We start from the raw sequence: 12,857 nt of genomic DNA on the forward strand, positions 1-12,857 counted from the left end.
TCTGGTGATTATTCGTGGCCCCAAGGCCGCTGTCGTACAGCCTGCAAGAGGGCTACACCTTACGTCCGTTGGGGCTTGTCGACAATAAAAACTCCCGGCTGCAGACGTCTTTCTGGATAAGAGGAGTGCACGCGCAATGGCCGCGGGCAGGGCGGTTAATTGACGCCAGTTCCTTGTGCCGGATCGACTTAAATGAGCCCGTCGCAGCGAACGTGAATTAATTGCCAGCGCCACGCACGCAAGGCTTTTTTTTCGTGGCGTCTGTGCTTAACTGCCCGCAACGTTCTGTTACAGCACATGTTCCTGCACGCCGGTACGAACGGCAGTGATTCACGGATGGGTCTTTTTGCCGATGTCGAATGAAGTGGCGATCAACGCCGAAAACCTGAGCAAGTGCTACCAGATCTACGATGCACCCAAGGACCGCCTGTTGCAGATGGTGATGCGTGGCAAGAAGCGCTTCTATCGCGAGTTCTGGGCGCTCAACGATGTCTCCCTGAGCGTCGCCAGGGGAGAAACCGTCGGCATCATCGGCCGCAACGGCAGTGGCAAGTCGACGTTGCTGCAACTGATCTGCGGGACACTGATGCCGACCCACGGCAGTGTCCGGGGCAACGGCCGGATCGCGGCATTGCTGGAGCTGGGGGCCGGTTTCAATCCGGAGTTCACCGGGCGCGACAACGTCTACATGAACGCCGCCGTGCTGGGTTTGAGCCGCGCGGAAATTGACGCGCGCTTCGAGGACATCCTGGCCTTCGCCAACATCGGCGACTTTATCGACCAGCCGACCAAGATCTATTCCAGCGGCATGCTGGTGCGCCTGGCCTTCGCCGTTTCCGTTGGCGTTGAGCCCGATATCCTGATCGTCGACGAGGCCCTGGCCGTCGGTGATGCGTCCTTCCAGTTCAAGTGCCTGAGTCGCCTGGAAGAACTGACCGCCAAGGGCACCACATTGCTGTTCGTCTCCCATGACATGAGCATGGTCAAGCGGTTCTGCCACCGGGTCATCTACCTGCGCGAAGGCCAGGTGGTCGCCAGCGGCGCGCCGGACGAGATGGCCGAGCTGTACCTGCTCGACATGCGCGACGAGCAGCGTCGCTGGGCCAGTGGCGGGGTCATACCGGTGACCCGCAAGCCCTTCATGGGCGGCCAGGACGGCATCGCGTTCGGCACCGAGGAAGGGCGCATCACGGCGGCCTGCTTCACCGATACCCAGCAGCTTACCTCCAGCTACTTGTATGGGAACGACATCGAGATTCGCGTGGAGGCAGTGCTGCATGAGTCGATTCGCCAGCCCAATATCAGCTTCACCATCCAGGAGGCGCGGCTGCTGGTCATCGGCGGGGCGAACTTTGCCTTGCCGATGGGCCCCGTCGAAAATGGCTGGCGACGGGCGGCGATCAACGTGCGCTTCCCGGCCAATCTCGCCGCGGGGCGCTACCATGTGACCCTGAAGCTGTTGCACGGGGTGACCGAAGACACCTCGCAATTGATCGAAAAACAGGTCGCGCCGCTGGCGTTCGACGTGTTGCCCAGCGCCCGCCATTTCCTCGGCATGGTCGACCTGGGCCTGCACAGCGTTGGCCCCGGTGCGCAAGCGTGCCTGGCCGAGGACGAATTCAAGGAGCGTGACGCGTTGACCGAGCCCACCCGCAAGCCCGACTGGCAGGTCGCGATATTCGGCACCTTCGATGTCGAGAATTACGGTGACCTGCTGTTCCCCATCCTCGCCGAGGCCGAGCTGGCCCGGCGCTTGGGCAACGTCCACCTGCATCGGTTTTCCTATCACGCCAAGACCCCGCCCGAGTGGCCCTATGCGGTGACCTCGCTGACCGAGCTGCCGCGTGTCGCCGAGGACCTGGACGGCGTGCTGATCGGCGGCGGATTCCTGATCCGCTTTGACAAGGTCGTCGCCCCTGGCTATGGCCCGCCGACCCCGGACATCCATCACCCCACGGGGTACTGGCTCACGCCGGCGCTGGTCGGTTTGCAGCATGGGATCCCGGTCCTGTGGAATGCCCCAGGGATGCATTGCAATCATATTCCCGACTGGGCCAGGCCGCTGTTGACCATGGCCCTGGAGCAAAGTCGGTACGTGCGCGTGCGCGATGCACCGTCCCGCGATGCCCTGGCCGCCTTGACCTCGCGGGCCGAGATCGACGTGCTGCCGGACACCGCCTTCGGCCTGCCGCGCCTGATCGATGAGCAGCAGCCTTCCCCGGCGTTCGTGCAACTGCGCGAACAGGTGGGGTTGGACCGGCCGTACATCGTGATCCACGCCATTCATGTGGTCGAGTCGTTCGTCCGGTTGTTCGAAGAGCATCCCCAGGCGTTCGAGGGTTATCGCTTCCTGGTCGTCCCCATTGGCCCGGTGCTGGGCGACGATCCATCGGTCATTGCCGCACGCCTGCCGGGGGCGGTCACCTTGCCGTTCTGGCCGCAACCGCTGTTGATGGCCGAGATACTCAGCCAGGCGCAAGCGGTGATCGGGCACAGTTATCACCTGGCGATCAGCGCGTTGGCGTTTGGGGTCCCGGTGTTTTGCTCGGCGGACCTGACCACGGGCAAGTACACGGCCCTGGCCGAATTCGATTCGCTCCATGCGTTGCCCGACGTGGCGACCATCGACCCCCAATGGTTTCTCTCGCGCGTTGGCAAAACGGCCCCGTCGCCGGCGGCGCGCGCAGCGGCGGACACCCTGGTGGCGCATTGGGACCGGGTGGCCGACATCATTCGCCAGGGCCGTACGGCGTCCCGGCCGGCGCTGGGCGCGTTTTTGCAGCACCTGCCCAATCTGCTCGAAGAAGCCGCCGAGCGCGGCGTTGCCCCGCATGCCCAGTGCGCACCGGAGCCGGTCGCGCCCCTGGCCGTCGCTCCAGCCCCCGGCCCGTCGGCCCAGGAGGTTGCCCAGCAGGCGCTTATTTCCCAGCTCAGCCAGCAACTGGCGTCGAGTAATGCTAGGGTTCTGCAACTAGAAGGTTCCAGTTCGTTCCGAATGACCGCACCACTGCGCTCCATTGCCCGTGGTATCCGAAAACTGACAGCGACCCAGAATAAATAATGCTAGAACTTTTTCGCCTCGAATCGACTGCACTGAAGTCCTATCCATTCTCCTGGGCTGAAATCGCGAATCTGTATTCGGCCAAGGACGCCGCGGCGTTGGCCGAGACCTTTCCCCATGATCACTTCAAGACCGTGAGTGGCTATGGCGGCGAGAAAAACTATGACTACGAGGCGCGGGCATTGGTGGAGATGGGCACCCAGACCATCGCCTTTGCCGAGTCACTGAGCGATGTCTGGCTGAAACTGGCCCGGGACCTGGGGTCGGCGCCTTATCGCGAAGCCATGTCGCGATTGACCGGGATCGACCTGCGCAGCGTACCGATGGAGGTCAACGTCTTTCACTACGGCCCGGGTGCCAGCCTCGGGGCGCACCCGGATCTTCCGGACAAGCTGGTGACCCACATCCTCTATTTCAACGAGTCCTGGAACCGTGACGACGGCGGTTGCCTGCAAATCCTGAGCAGCAACGACCCCACCGCCGTGGTGGCCGAGATCGAGCCCCTGGTGGGCAACTCGGCGGTCCTGGTGCGCTCGGCCAACTCCTGGCATGCGGTGTCGCAGGTGGTGGGCAACTGCAACGCCTCGCGCCGTAGCCTGACCGCAACGTTCTACCGCCCTGGCTCCGTCAGTTCCATGTGGCCGCAAGGTGAGACGCCGGCGTTGCATGGCTACCCACGTGCATAAGCCCGACAGCAAGTTGGCCGAGCGCGAGGGTGTCGCGGCCCAACGGGATGCCGCCCTTCATGAACGCGATATCGCCCTGGCGAAAGTCGACTTCCTGCAGAAGACCAGTTCCTGGCGTTTTACCCAACCGCTGCGCACGCTTGCCCAATTGCTGCGCTATGGCTTTGCCGCCCGGCGAGACCCGCCCAAGCTGATGGAGGCCATCGTGCGCCCGGCCGGGCAGGAACTGTGGCCGATACCCGAGGTTGAACCGGACTTCGAGGCCTCGGGGCGCCTGGACATCCTCTGTTTCGCCAACATCGCCTGGGCGGCGCGATTCCAGCGGCCCCAGCAGTTGATGAGCCAGTTCGCGCAGCAGGGCTACCGGGTGTTCTATGTCGTGCCGTCCAGCGTGCCCGAACAGGGCCAGCCCTATCAGCTGACCGCCGTCGCGCCGAATGTCTATGAGGTCGCGCTGCAACGCGACACCCAGGACAAGTACTACGAAACCACGCTCTCGCCCCAGGGCGTCGAGCTTTATCGGCAGGCCCTGGCCGCGCTGGCGGCCGATTGGCAGATAAAGACGGCGCTCTCGGTGATCCACCTGCCTTACTGGAGCCCGTTGGCACTGGCATTGCGCGCCGAGCGTGGCTGGCGGATCCAGTACGACTGCATGGACGACTGGGACGGTTTTCCGAACATCGGCGAACCGCTGCTCAGAGAAGAGCAGACCCTGGTGGCCGAGGCCGACCTGGTGACGGTGTCTTCCGCCTTGCTGCACGAAAAATGGTGCGCCAGTACCGCCCGATGCGTCCTGGTCAGGAACGCCGTGGATTTCAACTTTTTCCATCAGCATTGTTTCGCCAATGACGTGCTGGGAGGGCTCGTCGGCCCCGTCATTGGCTACTATGGCGCCTTGGCGCAGTGGCTGGATTTTCCCCTGCTGGCGGCCTTGGCAGACCGGCGACCGGAGTGGAATTTCGTGTTCCTGGGCGATGTGTTCGTCGACGACATGGCAGGCCTGGAGGACAAGCCCAACGTGCATTTGCTGGGCATCAAGCCCTACACCCAAATGCCTTTGTACCTGCATCATTTCGATGCCTGCCTGATCCCTTTCCGGCTGTATAACGTGACGCATGCGGTAGACCCGGTGAAATTCTACGAGTACATCAGCGCCGGCAAACCGGTGGTCTCCACGCCGCTCAAGGAAATGAGCCTTTATGAGGACCTGTTGTATTTCGCCACCGGCATCGATGAGTTCGTCGCCCAGCTCGAGCGGGCGCTGGCCGAGCGCGATCTGGCCACCTACAAGAAACGCCTCGAGCTGGCCCGGGCCAATGATTGGAAGGATCGATTCGCCGCCACGCAACAGGCGATGGTGGCGCTGCACGAAAAAGTCTCCATCGTGGTGGTCACCTTCCACAACCTCGCGCTGACGGTTCAGTGCATCAACAGCCTCTTGCGCAACACCACCTGGCCCCACTACGAACTGGTGGTGGTCGATAACGGTTCTGACGATGGCACCCGTGACTACCTGGAGCGCCTGCACCAGCACGTGCCGTGGGTGAAGATCATCCTCAACGACGAGAACCGCGGCTTTGCGGCGGCCAACAATCAGGGTTTGAGGCAAGCCGACGGCGACATTCTCGTGCTGCTCAACAATGACACCGTGGTTCCCAAGGGATGGCTGGACCCGCTGGTCGGTCATTTGCGCGATCCCGCTATCGGCCTGGTCGGCCCTGTCACGAATGCCGTGGGCAACGAAGCGAAGGTCCCGGTGAGTTATACCGACATGGCGCGGATGCAGCGTTTTGCCGATGAGTACACGGCCGCCCATGCGGGGCAGTGTTTCGACATCGCGATGCTTGCCATGTTTTGCGTCGCCTTGCGCAGGGACGTCCTCGAGGCCGTGGGGTGGCTGGACGAAGCCTTCGGCATCGGCATGTTCGAGGACGATGACTACAGTCGCCGCGTCCAGGAGAAGGGCTACCGCACCGTTTGCGCCGAAGATGCGTTCATCCATCATTACGGGCAGGCTTCGTTTCGAAAACTGATCGCCAGTGGCGAGTACCAGGCCCTCTGGGATAAGAACCAGGCGTACTTCGAAAGCAAATGGGGACGCTGGCAGGCCCACGTGCAGCGCTGAATGGCGTCAGCGCCCGGGCAGGTCCTCGTGGGTCAAGTGGAACGGCCTGGGCGAAAAGCCCAATCGATCGCGGGCGAGCGCGTGGTCAAACACCAGGTCCTGGTTCATGCGCTGCACCAGCGCGCTTGAAAGGTGCCGGTAGCGCGGCAGGCAGCGCATCAGCGAAACCGCCATGCTCAACGCCGGGGCGGGCAGGGGCAGGGTGCGTTCCGGGCGCTCCAGGGCCTGGAAGATCCGGCTGACCATGGCGTGGTAGGGCAGCGTTTCGCCTCCCGAGAGGTTGTAGCCGCCATTGGGCAGGTCGTCGATACTCATCGCGGCCAGGCACGCCTGGACCACGTCGTCACCGTGCACCGGCTGGCGCAACCCGACACTGCCACCGACGAGCGGGAAGCAGCCGAAGCGCTGGATGAACCGCGCCACTTGCGCAACGCTCTTGTCACGGCCAAGCCCGTAGATGAGCGTCGGTCGCAGAACGACCCACTCGATCCCTCGTGCCGTTGCCCATCGTTCAAGGTGCGTTTCGGCATCGACCAGACGTTGTGCTATGTCCCTTTCCCTGGGATCCGGTGACATCGCCTTGGCGAAGCGGCTCGTGGAGGACAAGACAACGATGCGCTTGAGCTGTGTGTCGGCCAGGCGTTGCAGATAGTCCGGCAGAACCCAGAGGGGCGCAAAGGACAGGCATGCATCCAGCACCAGCCCTTGCCAGTCGTCGGTACGTCGCCAGCCGGCGCCAGGCAGCGGTGTGTTGGGCAGCGCTCGGGTAAAGGGGGTCACGGCATGACCCGCGTGGCCCAGCAGCGCCACGGCACGCTCACCCCATACGCTGGAAGCTCCCAACAGGCCGACGCGCAACTTCAGGCGCCTGCCAGTCGTTTCAAGGCCTTCACCAGTCGGCTGGCAGCGTGACGGCAGACCATCAGGCCGAATCGGAACCAGACGCCAACGACCACGCTGACCCACAGAAACGCCGAGTACTTCTGGCGAAAAAACTTGCCATAGAACCGCAGGATGCCCTGGTGCTTGTGCCACTCGACGAAATACGGACGATGCCGGCTGCAGCCGCCGAACACATGCATGACCCGGGCATCCGGTACGAACAGGACGTTCCAGCCGGCCTGGCGAAAACGCATGCACCAGTCCAGATCCTCGCAATGCAGGAAGTACTGCTCATCCCATGGCCCGACGCTCTCGATGGCCTCGCGCCTGACCAGCATGCACGCGCCGGAGATGGCTTCGACGACGACGGGGGCGGCCGGTAGCGGCTCTTTATGGAGCAGGAAGTCGGAACAGGCCGAGGGAAAGATTGTGGCCATACGTGAGAGCCCGAAGGCCCGCATGAACGCCCGTCGTGGGGTGGGGAATACCCGACGGCCACCGGGTTGTTCACTGCCGTCCGGATTACACAGAAAGCCGCCAACCATCCCGATCCCCGGTGAGCTGTGCAGCGCCAGCAGCAGGCGGTCTATGGCGTCGACGGCCAGCACCGTGTCCGGGTTCAGGAAAAACACATTGGGTGCCGTCGTCAGGCGTGCACCCTGGTTGCACGCGACGGCGAAGCCGAGGTTGGCGGTGTTCTTCACGATCTGGAGCGAGCGGCCGCTGCCGTGGGCGCTTTGCAGCCTGGCCAGGCTGTCGTCGTGGGAGTCGTTGTCCACCACGATGACCCGGGCTGCACCCGCGGCTAAGACCGAATCGACACACTCAACCAACAGTTTTCCCGCGTTGTAATTGACGATGACCACATCACACTCATCGCGTCGAGGTGTCTCGTGCCGCTCATCCGTGGCGGCCAGTTGCACTGCTTCCAACTTCATCACTCCGTTTGCCGGGCTGCGGCACTGATAGGGAAGCTACGTCCAGGTAGCGCGGAACAGGGACCAATGGCTATTGGATCTCCGGGACCGGCGAAAGGTGCCATCGTATCAACAGCTGTTGTTTTCTGTTGCGAAATAAGACGTTGCACGGAGGGATGACGTCCCTGGAACAGGCGATGTCCACGGACCGTCGATGGGCTGGCAGGTTTATTCGCGGGGTGCGCCTGGCAGAATTTTCCCGTTGACGTGTAGGACTTGGTTGTAGGTTTGTGTGCCATTTCGCCCAAGGATCGCGAACGATGGCGCGTTGTACGCCACAATACAATCGCGCATTCGAACCCGGCACGGGATAATACGGGCCGGTATGGAGTCTCAAGCGCTCCCTGATGGCAATTGCAGTACGCAAGGATCGAACGCAATGACAGATTGGCTGCAGAGCTACGGAGAGATGGCCGAACGGGTGCGCCGCCATGATTGGGACAACACGTCGCTCGGACCACCGAAACAGTGGCCCGATGTGTTGAAGACGACCGTTGCGCTGAGCCTTGCCTCGCATTTTCCCCAGGCCATTATCTGGGGCCCGGACCTGATCACGCTGTACAACGATGCCTTCCTGCCCATCCTGGGAAACAAGCCCGAGGCCTTGGGGCGGGGGTTCGATGAGGTGTGGCGGGAAGTCTGGAGCGATATCAGCCCCATCGTGCGGGCCGCCTTCGAGGGGCAGGCCACGTACATCGAGAACTTTCCCCTGGTCATCGAGCGCGGGGGCGGCCCGGAACAGGCCTACTTCACCTTCTGCTACAGCCCTATTCGCGACCAGTTCGGCAAGGTCGTCGGCATGGTCGACACCGTCACCGAGACCACCTCCACGGTGTTCATGACCCAGCGCCTGGCCGTGCTGGATGCCATTGGCAACGCGGTGGCCAATGCCACCGACCCGCAGGTCATCATGGCCACCACCACGCGCATCCTGGCGGCGCACCTGAACCTGTCCAACTGCGCCTATGCCGACGTGGACGAGGACGAGGACGGTTTCACGATCCGCGGTGACTGGGCCCGTGCGGGATCGCCGCATATTCTGGGACATTATCGCCTGGCCGATTTCGGTCGGCTGGCGGTCGGCAACCTGCGCGCCGGCAAGCCGTTGGTGATCAACGACAACCAGGTGGAGCTGGCGCCGGAAGAAGCGGCGACCTTCCAGGCGATTGGCATTGCCGCGACCATCTGTGTCCCGTTGATCAAGAACGGGCGTTTGACGGCGCTCATGGCGATCCACGATAACAACCCGCGCGTCTGGTCCTCCAACGACCTGGCGCTGTTGATGGAAGTCACCGAGCGATCCTGGGCCCACATCGAGCGCTCTCGGGCGGACGCCGCGGTGCGTGAAGGCCTGGCCGCACTGGCTGAGCTCAATGCAACGCTGGAACAGCGGGTCGAAGAGCGCACTACGCGGCTGAAACAGACCGAGGCGGCGCTGCGCCAGTCCCAGAAGCTCGAGGCCATTGGTCAGCTCACCGGCGGCGTGGCCCACGACTTCAACAACCTGCTGACGATCATTCGCTCTTCGGTCGATTTCCTGCGCATGCCCAACCTGTCCGAAGAGCGTCGGCAACGGTACATGACCGCGGTCTCCGAGACGGTGGAGCGCGCCGCGAAACTGACCAGCCAGTTGCTCGCGTTTGCCCGGCGCCAGCCGCTGAAGCCGGAAGTCTTCGAGGTGGGCAAGCAGGTGCAGAGCCTGGGTGACATGCTGGAAACCGTCACCGGCGCGCGAATTCAGGTCAAGGTCGAGCTGTGCGGGCGTCCTTGCTACATTCGCGCCGACCTGAGCCAGTTCGAAACGGCCCTGATCAACATGGCGCTCAATGCCCGGGACGCCATGGACGGGCAGGGCACGCTGTGTCTCAGGCTTCATTGCGGCAACGGCATGCCTCCCATCCGCGGCCACGCCGGGGCCCGGCAAGCGTTTGCCGCCATCGCCCTGGCGGACACCGGCACCGGCATCGCGACGCACGTGCTCGAACACATCTTCGAGCCGTTCTTCACCACCAAGGAAGTGGGCAAGGGCACCGGGTTGGGGTTGTCCCAGGTGTTCGGTTTCGCCAAACAGTCAGGCGGCAACGTCGATGTCTCCACCGTCGTCGGCGGCGGCACGGTGTTTACCTTGTACCTGCCGGAAGTGGAGGCCGAGGACGTTCAAGAGCCTGGCCGGGAAGAGGTCACCCAGATGGTGCTGGAAAAAGGCACTCGGCGCGTGTTGGTCGTGGAAGACAACCTCGAAGTGGGGCGTTTTGCCAACCAGATCCTCCAGGACCTGGGTTATGAAACGGCCTGGGCTACCAACGCCGAGCAGGCGCTGGAAATGGTGGGGCCGGATGCGATGGCCTTCGATGCGATCTTTTCGGATGTGGTCATGCCGGGCATCAGCGGGATCACCCTGGCCAAGGAGCTGCGCGCGCGCCGTCCGGACTTGCCGGTGGTCCTGACGTCCGGCTACAGCGAAGAGCTGGCGCTGAAGGGGCATGAAGGCTTCGAGTTCTTGCCCAAACCCTACTCGGCCGATCAGGTTTCGCGGATTTTACATCGCACCCTGCTGGGCTCCGAATGACCGTTTCCTTTCTGAAACAGTGAGTTCCATTCGTCGGTGAAGGGCGTTATCGGACTGTCAGTCTGTTGCTGACCGACTAGTCTGAAGCGCGTAGGGCCGATATTTTCCAGGCAATGGTTGTTGCCGGTATGGGCCTCGATGAAAGGGGAATGGCAATGGGAGCAGCGTACAGCGAGGACAATGCAGCCGTGTATCCGATCAACGAAGGGCTGCAGTGTGGTCAGTCGGCCTATCGGTCGGACTTTGGCGATGAACCGATCAAGTCCATCAGAACCAAGGTGTCGAAGGTGCAGCGAGGCGAAAAAGCCAAGTTCCTGCCCAGGATCCCGGTCAAGAAGTAACCGTGCAGCCCCGTTATCGAACGGTAATGCTGTTCACTTGAGGTTTATCACTTGTCGTGGCGAGGGAGCTTGCTCCCGCTGGAGCGCGCAGCGGTCCCAAGCTTATGGGGCTGCTGGGCAGCCCAGCGGGAGCAAGCTCCCTCGCCACGGGGCCGTTGACGTTCTTACCTTAAGTGAGCGGTATTACGTTATCGAACGGGGCTTTTTGTTGAGTTGCCGAAAATATTTTTCATCTTTTTTCAACGGAGTGTTTCTTTCACGTTTCTTTCACAAGCGGGCACGTAGGCTGAACTCATCCGTTAGAAAGCAGTACCTGCCCGTTTCCCCAGCGGGCTTTTTTTTGCCTGTCATAAAACGACGGCCTTCCCAGCGGCAAGAAGCACGAGAGAAAGCGCCGCTTGGCCCCACTGTTTTGCATCTGAGCACCTGAAATCATCCGGAACGTTTAGCGTTCTCTCGCCTCGAATTGTTACATCCATCAACAATTGCGAGGTATGCCATGACCCCGGAAACCGAAGGCAAGGAAGAAAAAGGCCCGTCGGGTCTTCCTTTCGTCAATGACCCGGGCAATGAAGACCCCGGTTCGCTGATGGACGACGCCCAAGTCCCGCTGATCGACGACGAAGACGCCGAGCTTGAGGATGAGTCCTACGATTGAGGCGGGTTCGATCCGCCTCTGGAGGCTGTCATGACTGCCGATTCGCCCGCGCCCGATGACGAAACCCCGGAGTACCCGCTGCCATCACCCACCAATCCGCTGAGTCGCGACCAGCTTCCGCCCGATGACGACGCGGCGGCAGAACAGGCGCCTCCCGAGGACGATGATGACGGCGAGGCCGGGCCGGGCTGATCAACCCGGTCCACCGCCTGTCGATCCGGCGGCACCATCGGCCTGCTGCCCTTGCCACACATCAGGTAAGTACCTCGAAAAGGAGACTCACCATGATGAAGTCCAATCTCACCGCGCTGACACTCGCCGGGATTCTTTCGGCCAGCTCCCTGAGCGTTTTCGCCCAGTCCTCAAGCGACAACCCGCCCGTGGACAAGGGTGGCATGCCACCTTCCACCCAGATGAACGCTGACGCCAACGGCAATGCCTTGCCACCGGGCTCCGTGAGCGGCGGCAATGGCGGCGACGCCAGTGGCAGCAGCACCAGCCCTGGCACCGGCGGCGGTTCGACCAGCGGCAGCAGCACCATGGGCGGTGATTCGGCCGGCGCCAGCACCAGTGGCGGCACAGGCACCAGCGACAGCGGGGGCAGCGGTGGCGGCTCGGGTGGCTCGGGCGGTGGCTCGGGCGGTTCCGGCCAGTAACCGTCAACGCCCTTCAACTGCGAGGCCGCCCGTAGGAGCCAGCTCCCAGGGGCGGTATCGTCGATTACCCGTTGCCTGCGCCAAGCCCCCCTCGTTATGCTGCTGAATCCTTTAAGGCGAATACCTTCCCTGGCCGCACCTGAGCCATCCCTGGAATGTTGTGTTGATAACGGATCAGATGCGATGAATGCACCGCTGAAAGAGTTTGGCCCGATCAAGGCTGTGATTTTCGACATGGATGGGTTGTTGCTGGACACCGAGGGCATCTACACCGAGGTCACATCCATCATCGCCGAGCGCTACGGGCGTACGTTCGACTGGAGCGTCAAGCAGAACATCATCGGCCGCGGCGCTGGCGACCTGGCCCGCTATGTGGTCCAGGCCCTGGAGTTGCCGATCACCCCCGAAGAGTTTCTGGTGATTCGCGAGCCGCTGATGCGCGAGCGTTTCCCCCATGCCCTGGCAATGCCGGGGGCCGAGGAACTGGTGCGGCACCTGAAGGCCAGCGGCGTGCCCATCGCGGTGGGCACCAGCTCCTCGCGGCACACCTTCGCCTTGAAAACCACCCTGCACCGGGACTGGTTCGCGTTGTTCGACTTCATTGTCACGGCGGATGACCCGCAAGTGGGCGCCGCGAAACCGGCCCCCGATATTTTCCTCGTCGCGGCCCGTCGCCTGGGCGTCGCCCCGGCGGATTGCCTGGTGTTCGAGGATTCTCCATTTGGCGTGACGGCTGCGAAGGCGGCCGGCATGACCGCCATCGCGATCCCGGACCCGGCCATGGCGGATGAAAAATACGCCCATGCCGACGGGATCATTCGCTCGTTGAAGATGTTCCAGCCAGGCCTTTGCGGTTTGCCCGAGCTGGAATGGGCCTGACAGGCCCGCGCTAGACAGCAGGA

General features: G+C 62.7%; 10 protein-coding genes and 2 pseudogenes. 10 read left to right on the forward strand and 2 right to left on the reverse strand.

Features of this window, described 5'->3' with window-relative positions; genetic code table 11:
- Positions 1-352: 352 nt before the first annotated feature.
- The 4 genes and pseudogenes from AD664_RS27840 to AD664_RS10095 form a co-directional block, all read left to right on the forward strand.
- Positions 353-1,618: pseudogene (locus AD664_RS27840) on the forward strand (ABC transporter ATP-binding protein); the annotation flags it as partial.
- 93 nt (positions 1,619-1,711) lie between these two features.
- A pseudogene (locus AD664_RS27845) lies at positions 1,712-3,061 on the forward strand (polysaccharide pyruvyl transferase family protein); the annotation flags it as partial.
- The gene (locus AD664_RS10090; RefSeq protein WP_053146240.1) at positions 3,061-3,747 is read left to right on the forward strand and encodes a 2OG-Fe(II) oxygenase family protein; all 687 of its coding nucleotides are present in this window, start codon (positions 3,061-3,063) and stop codon (positions 3,745-3,747) included. The pseudogene AD664_RS27845 and the gene AD664_RS10090, both read left to right, overlap by 1 nt.
- Entirely contained in the window at positions 3,740-5,872 is a 2,133-nt protein-coding gene (locus AD664_RS10095) for a glycosyltransferase (RefSeq protein WP_053146243.1), read from the forward strand. Before AD664_RS10090 ends, AD664_RS10095 begins: the two co-directional genes overlap by 8 nt.
- 6 nt (positions 5,873-5,878) lie before the next feature.
- Here the strand turns inward: AD664_RS10095 and AD664_RS10100 are convergent, their stop codons facing one another.
- Both AD664_RS10100 and AD664_RS10105 read right to left on the reverse strand, forming a co-directional pair.
- Positions 5,879-6,730: an NAD(P)-dependent oxidoreductase gene (locus tag AD664_RS10100; protein WP_053146246.1), complete on the reverse strand. Its 852-nt coding sequence runs from the start codon at positions 6,728-6,730 to the stop codon at positions 5,879-5,881.
- A 2-nt stretch (positions 6,731-6,732) separates the two neighbouring features.
- Positions 6,733-7,692, reverse strand: a complete 960-nt coding sequence (locus tag AD664_RS10105; RefSeq protein WP_053146249.1) for a glycosyltransferase family 2 protein — start codon at positions 7,690-7,692, stop codon at positions 6,733-6,735.
- A 418-nt stretch (positions 7,693-8,110) separates the two neighbouring features.
- Between AD664_RS10105 and AD664_RS10110 the strand changes: the two genes are divergently transcribed.
- The 6 genes from AD664_RS10110 (at position 8,111) to AD664_RS10125 (ending at position 12,834) form a co-directional block, all read left to right on the forward strand.
- The gene (locus tag AD664_RS10110; RefSeq protein ID WP_042729289.1) at positions 8,111-10,300 is read left to right on the forward strand and encodes a response regulator; all 2,190 of its coding nucleotides are present in this window, start codon (positions 8,111-8,113) and stop codon (positions 10,298-10,300) included.
- 128 nt (positions 10,301-10,428) lie between these two features.
- On the forward strand, positions 10,429-10,641 hold the full coding sequence (locus AD664_RS10115) for a hypothetical protein (RefSeq protein WP_234407979.1): 213 nt from the start codon (positions 10,429-10,431) through the stop codon (positions 10,639-10,641).
- Positions 10,642-11,140: 499 nt separating this feature from the next.
- Entirely contained in the window at positions 11,141-11,299 is a 159-nt protein-coding gene (locus tag AD664_RS27635; RefSeq protein ID WP_172679709.1) for a hypothetical protein, read from the forward strand.
- Between the two features lie 30 nt (positions 11,300-11,329).
- Positions 11,330-11,491, forward strand: a complete 162-nt coding sequence (locus AD664_RS27640; protein ID WP_172679710.1) for a hypothetical protein — start codon at positions 11,330-11,332, stop codon at positions 11,489-11,491.
- Positions 11,492-11,583: 92 nt separating this feature from the next.
- Positions 11,584-11,955: a hypothetical protein gene (locus AD664_RS10120; protein ID WP_053146253.1), complete on the forward strand. Its 372-nt coding sequence runs from the start codon at positions 11,584-11,586 to the stop codon at positions 11,953-11,955.
- 183 nt (positions 11,956-12,138) lie between these two features.
- On the forward strand, positions 12,139-12,834 hold the full coding sequence (locus AD664_RS10125; RefSeq protein WP_053146256.1) for an HAD-IA family hydrolase: 696 nt from the start codon (positions 12,139-12,141) through the stop codon (positions 12,832-12,834).
- The last annotated feature ends 23 nt before the right edge of the window (positions 12,835-12,857 follow it).

Origin of the sequence: Pseudomonas sp. P97.38 (genome assembly GCF_001269745.1) — a bacterium.
GTDB classification, from domain to species: Bacteria; Pseudomonadota; Gammaproteobacteria; order Pseudomonadales; family Pseudomonadaceae; genus Aquipseudomonas; species Aquipseudomonas chlororaphis_E.

Coding starts and splice junctions, on each gene's coding strand:
- AD664_RS10115 (WP_234407979.1), top strand. CDS start 10,429: ATGGGCCTCGATGAAAGGGGAATGGCAATGGGAGCAGCGTACAGCGAG.
- AD664_RS10110 (WP_042729289.1), top strand. CDS start 8,111: ATGACAGATTGGCTGCAGAGCTACGGAGAGATGGCCGAACGGGTGCGC.
- AD664_RS27640 (WP_172679710.1), top strand. CDS start 11,330: ATGACTGCCGATTCGCCCGCGCCCGATGACGAAACCCCGGAGTACCCG.
- AD664_RS27635 (WP_172679709.1), top strand. CDS start 11,141: ATGACCCCGGAAACCGAAGGCAAGGAAGAAAAAGGCCCGTCGGGTCTT.
- AD664_RS10090 (WP_053146240.1), top strand. CDS start 3,061: ATGCTAGAACTTTTTCGCCTCGAATCGACTGCACTGAAGTCCTATCCA.
- AD664_RS10105 (WP_053146249.1), bottom strand. CDS start 7,692: ATGAAGTTGGAAGCAGTGCAACTGGCCGCCACGGATGAGCGGCACGAG.
- AD664_RS10125 (WP_053146256.1), top strand. CDS start 12,139: ATGAATGCACCGCTGAAAGAGTTTGGCCCGATCAAGGCTGTGATTTTC.
- AD664_RS10120 (WP_053146253.1), top strand. CDS start 11,584: ATGATGAAGTCCAATCTCACCGCGCTGACACTCGCCGGGATTCTTTCG.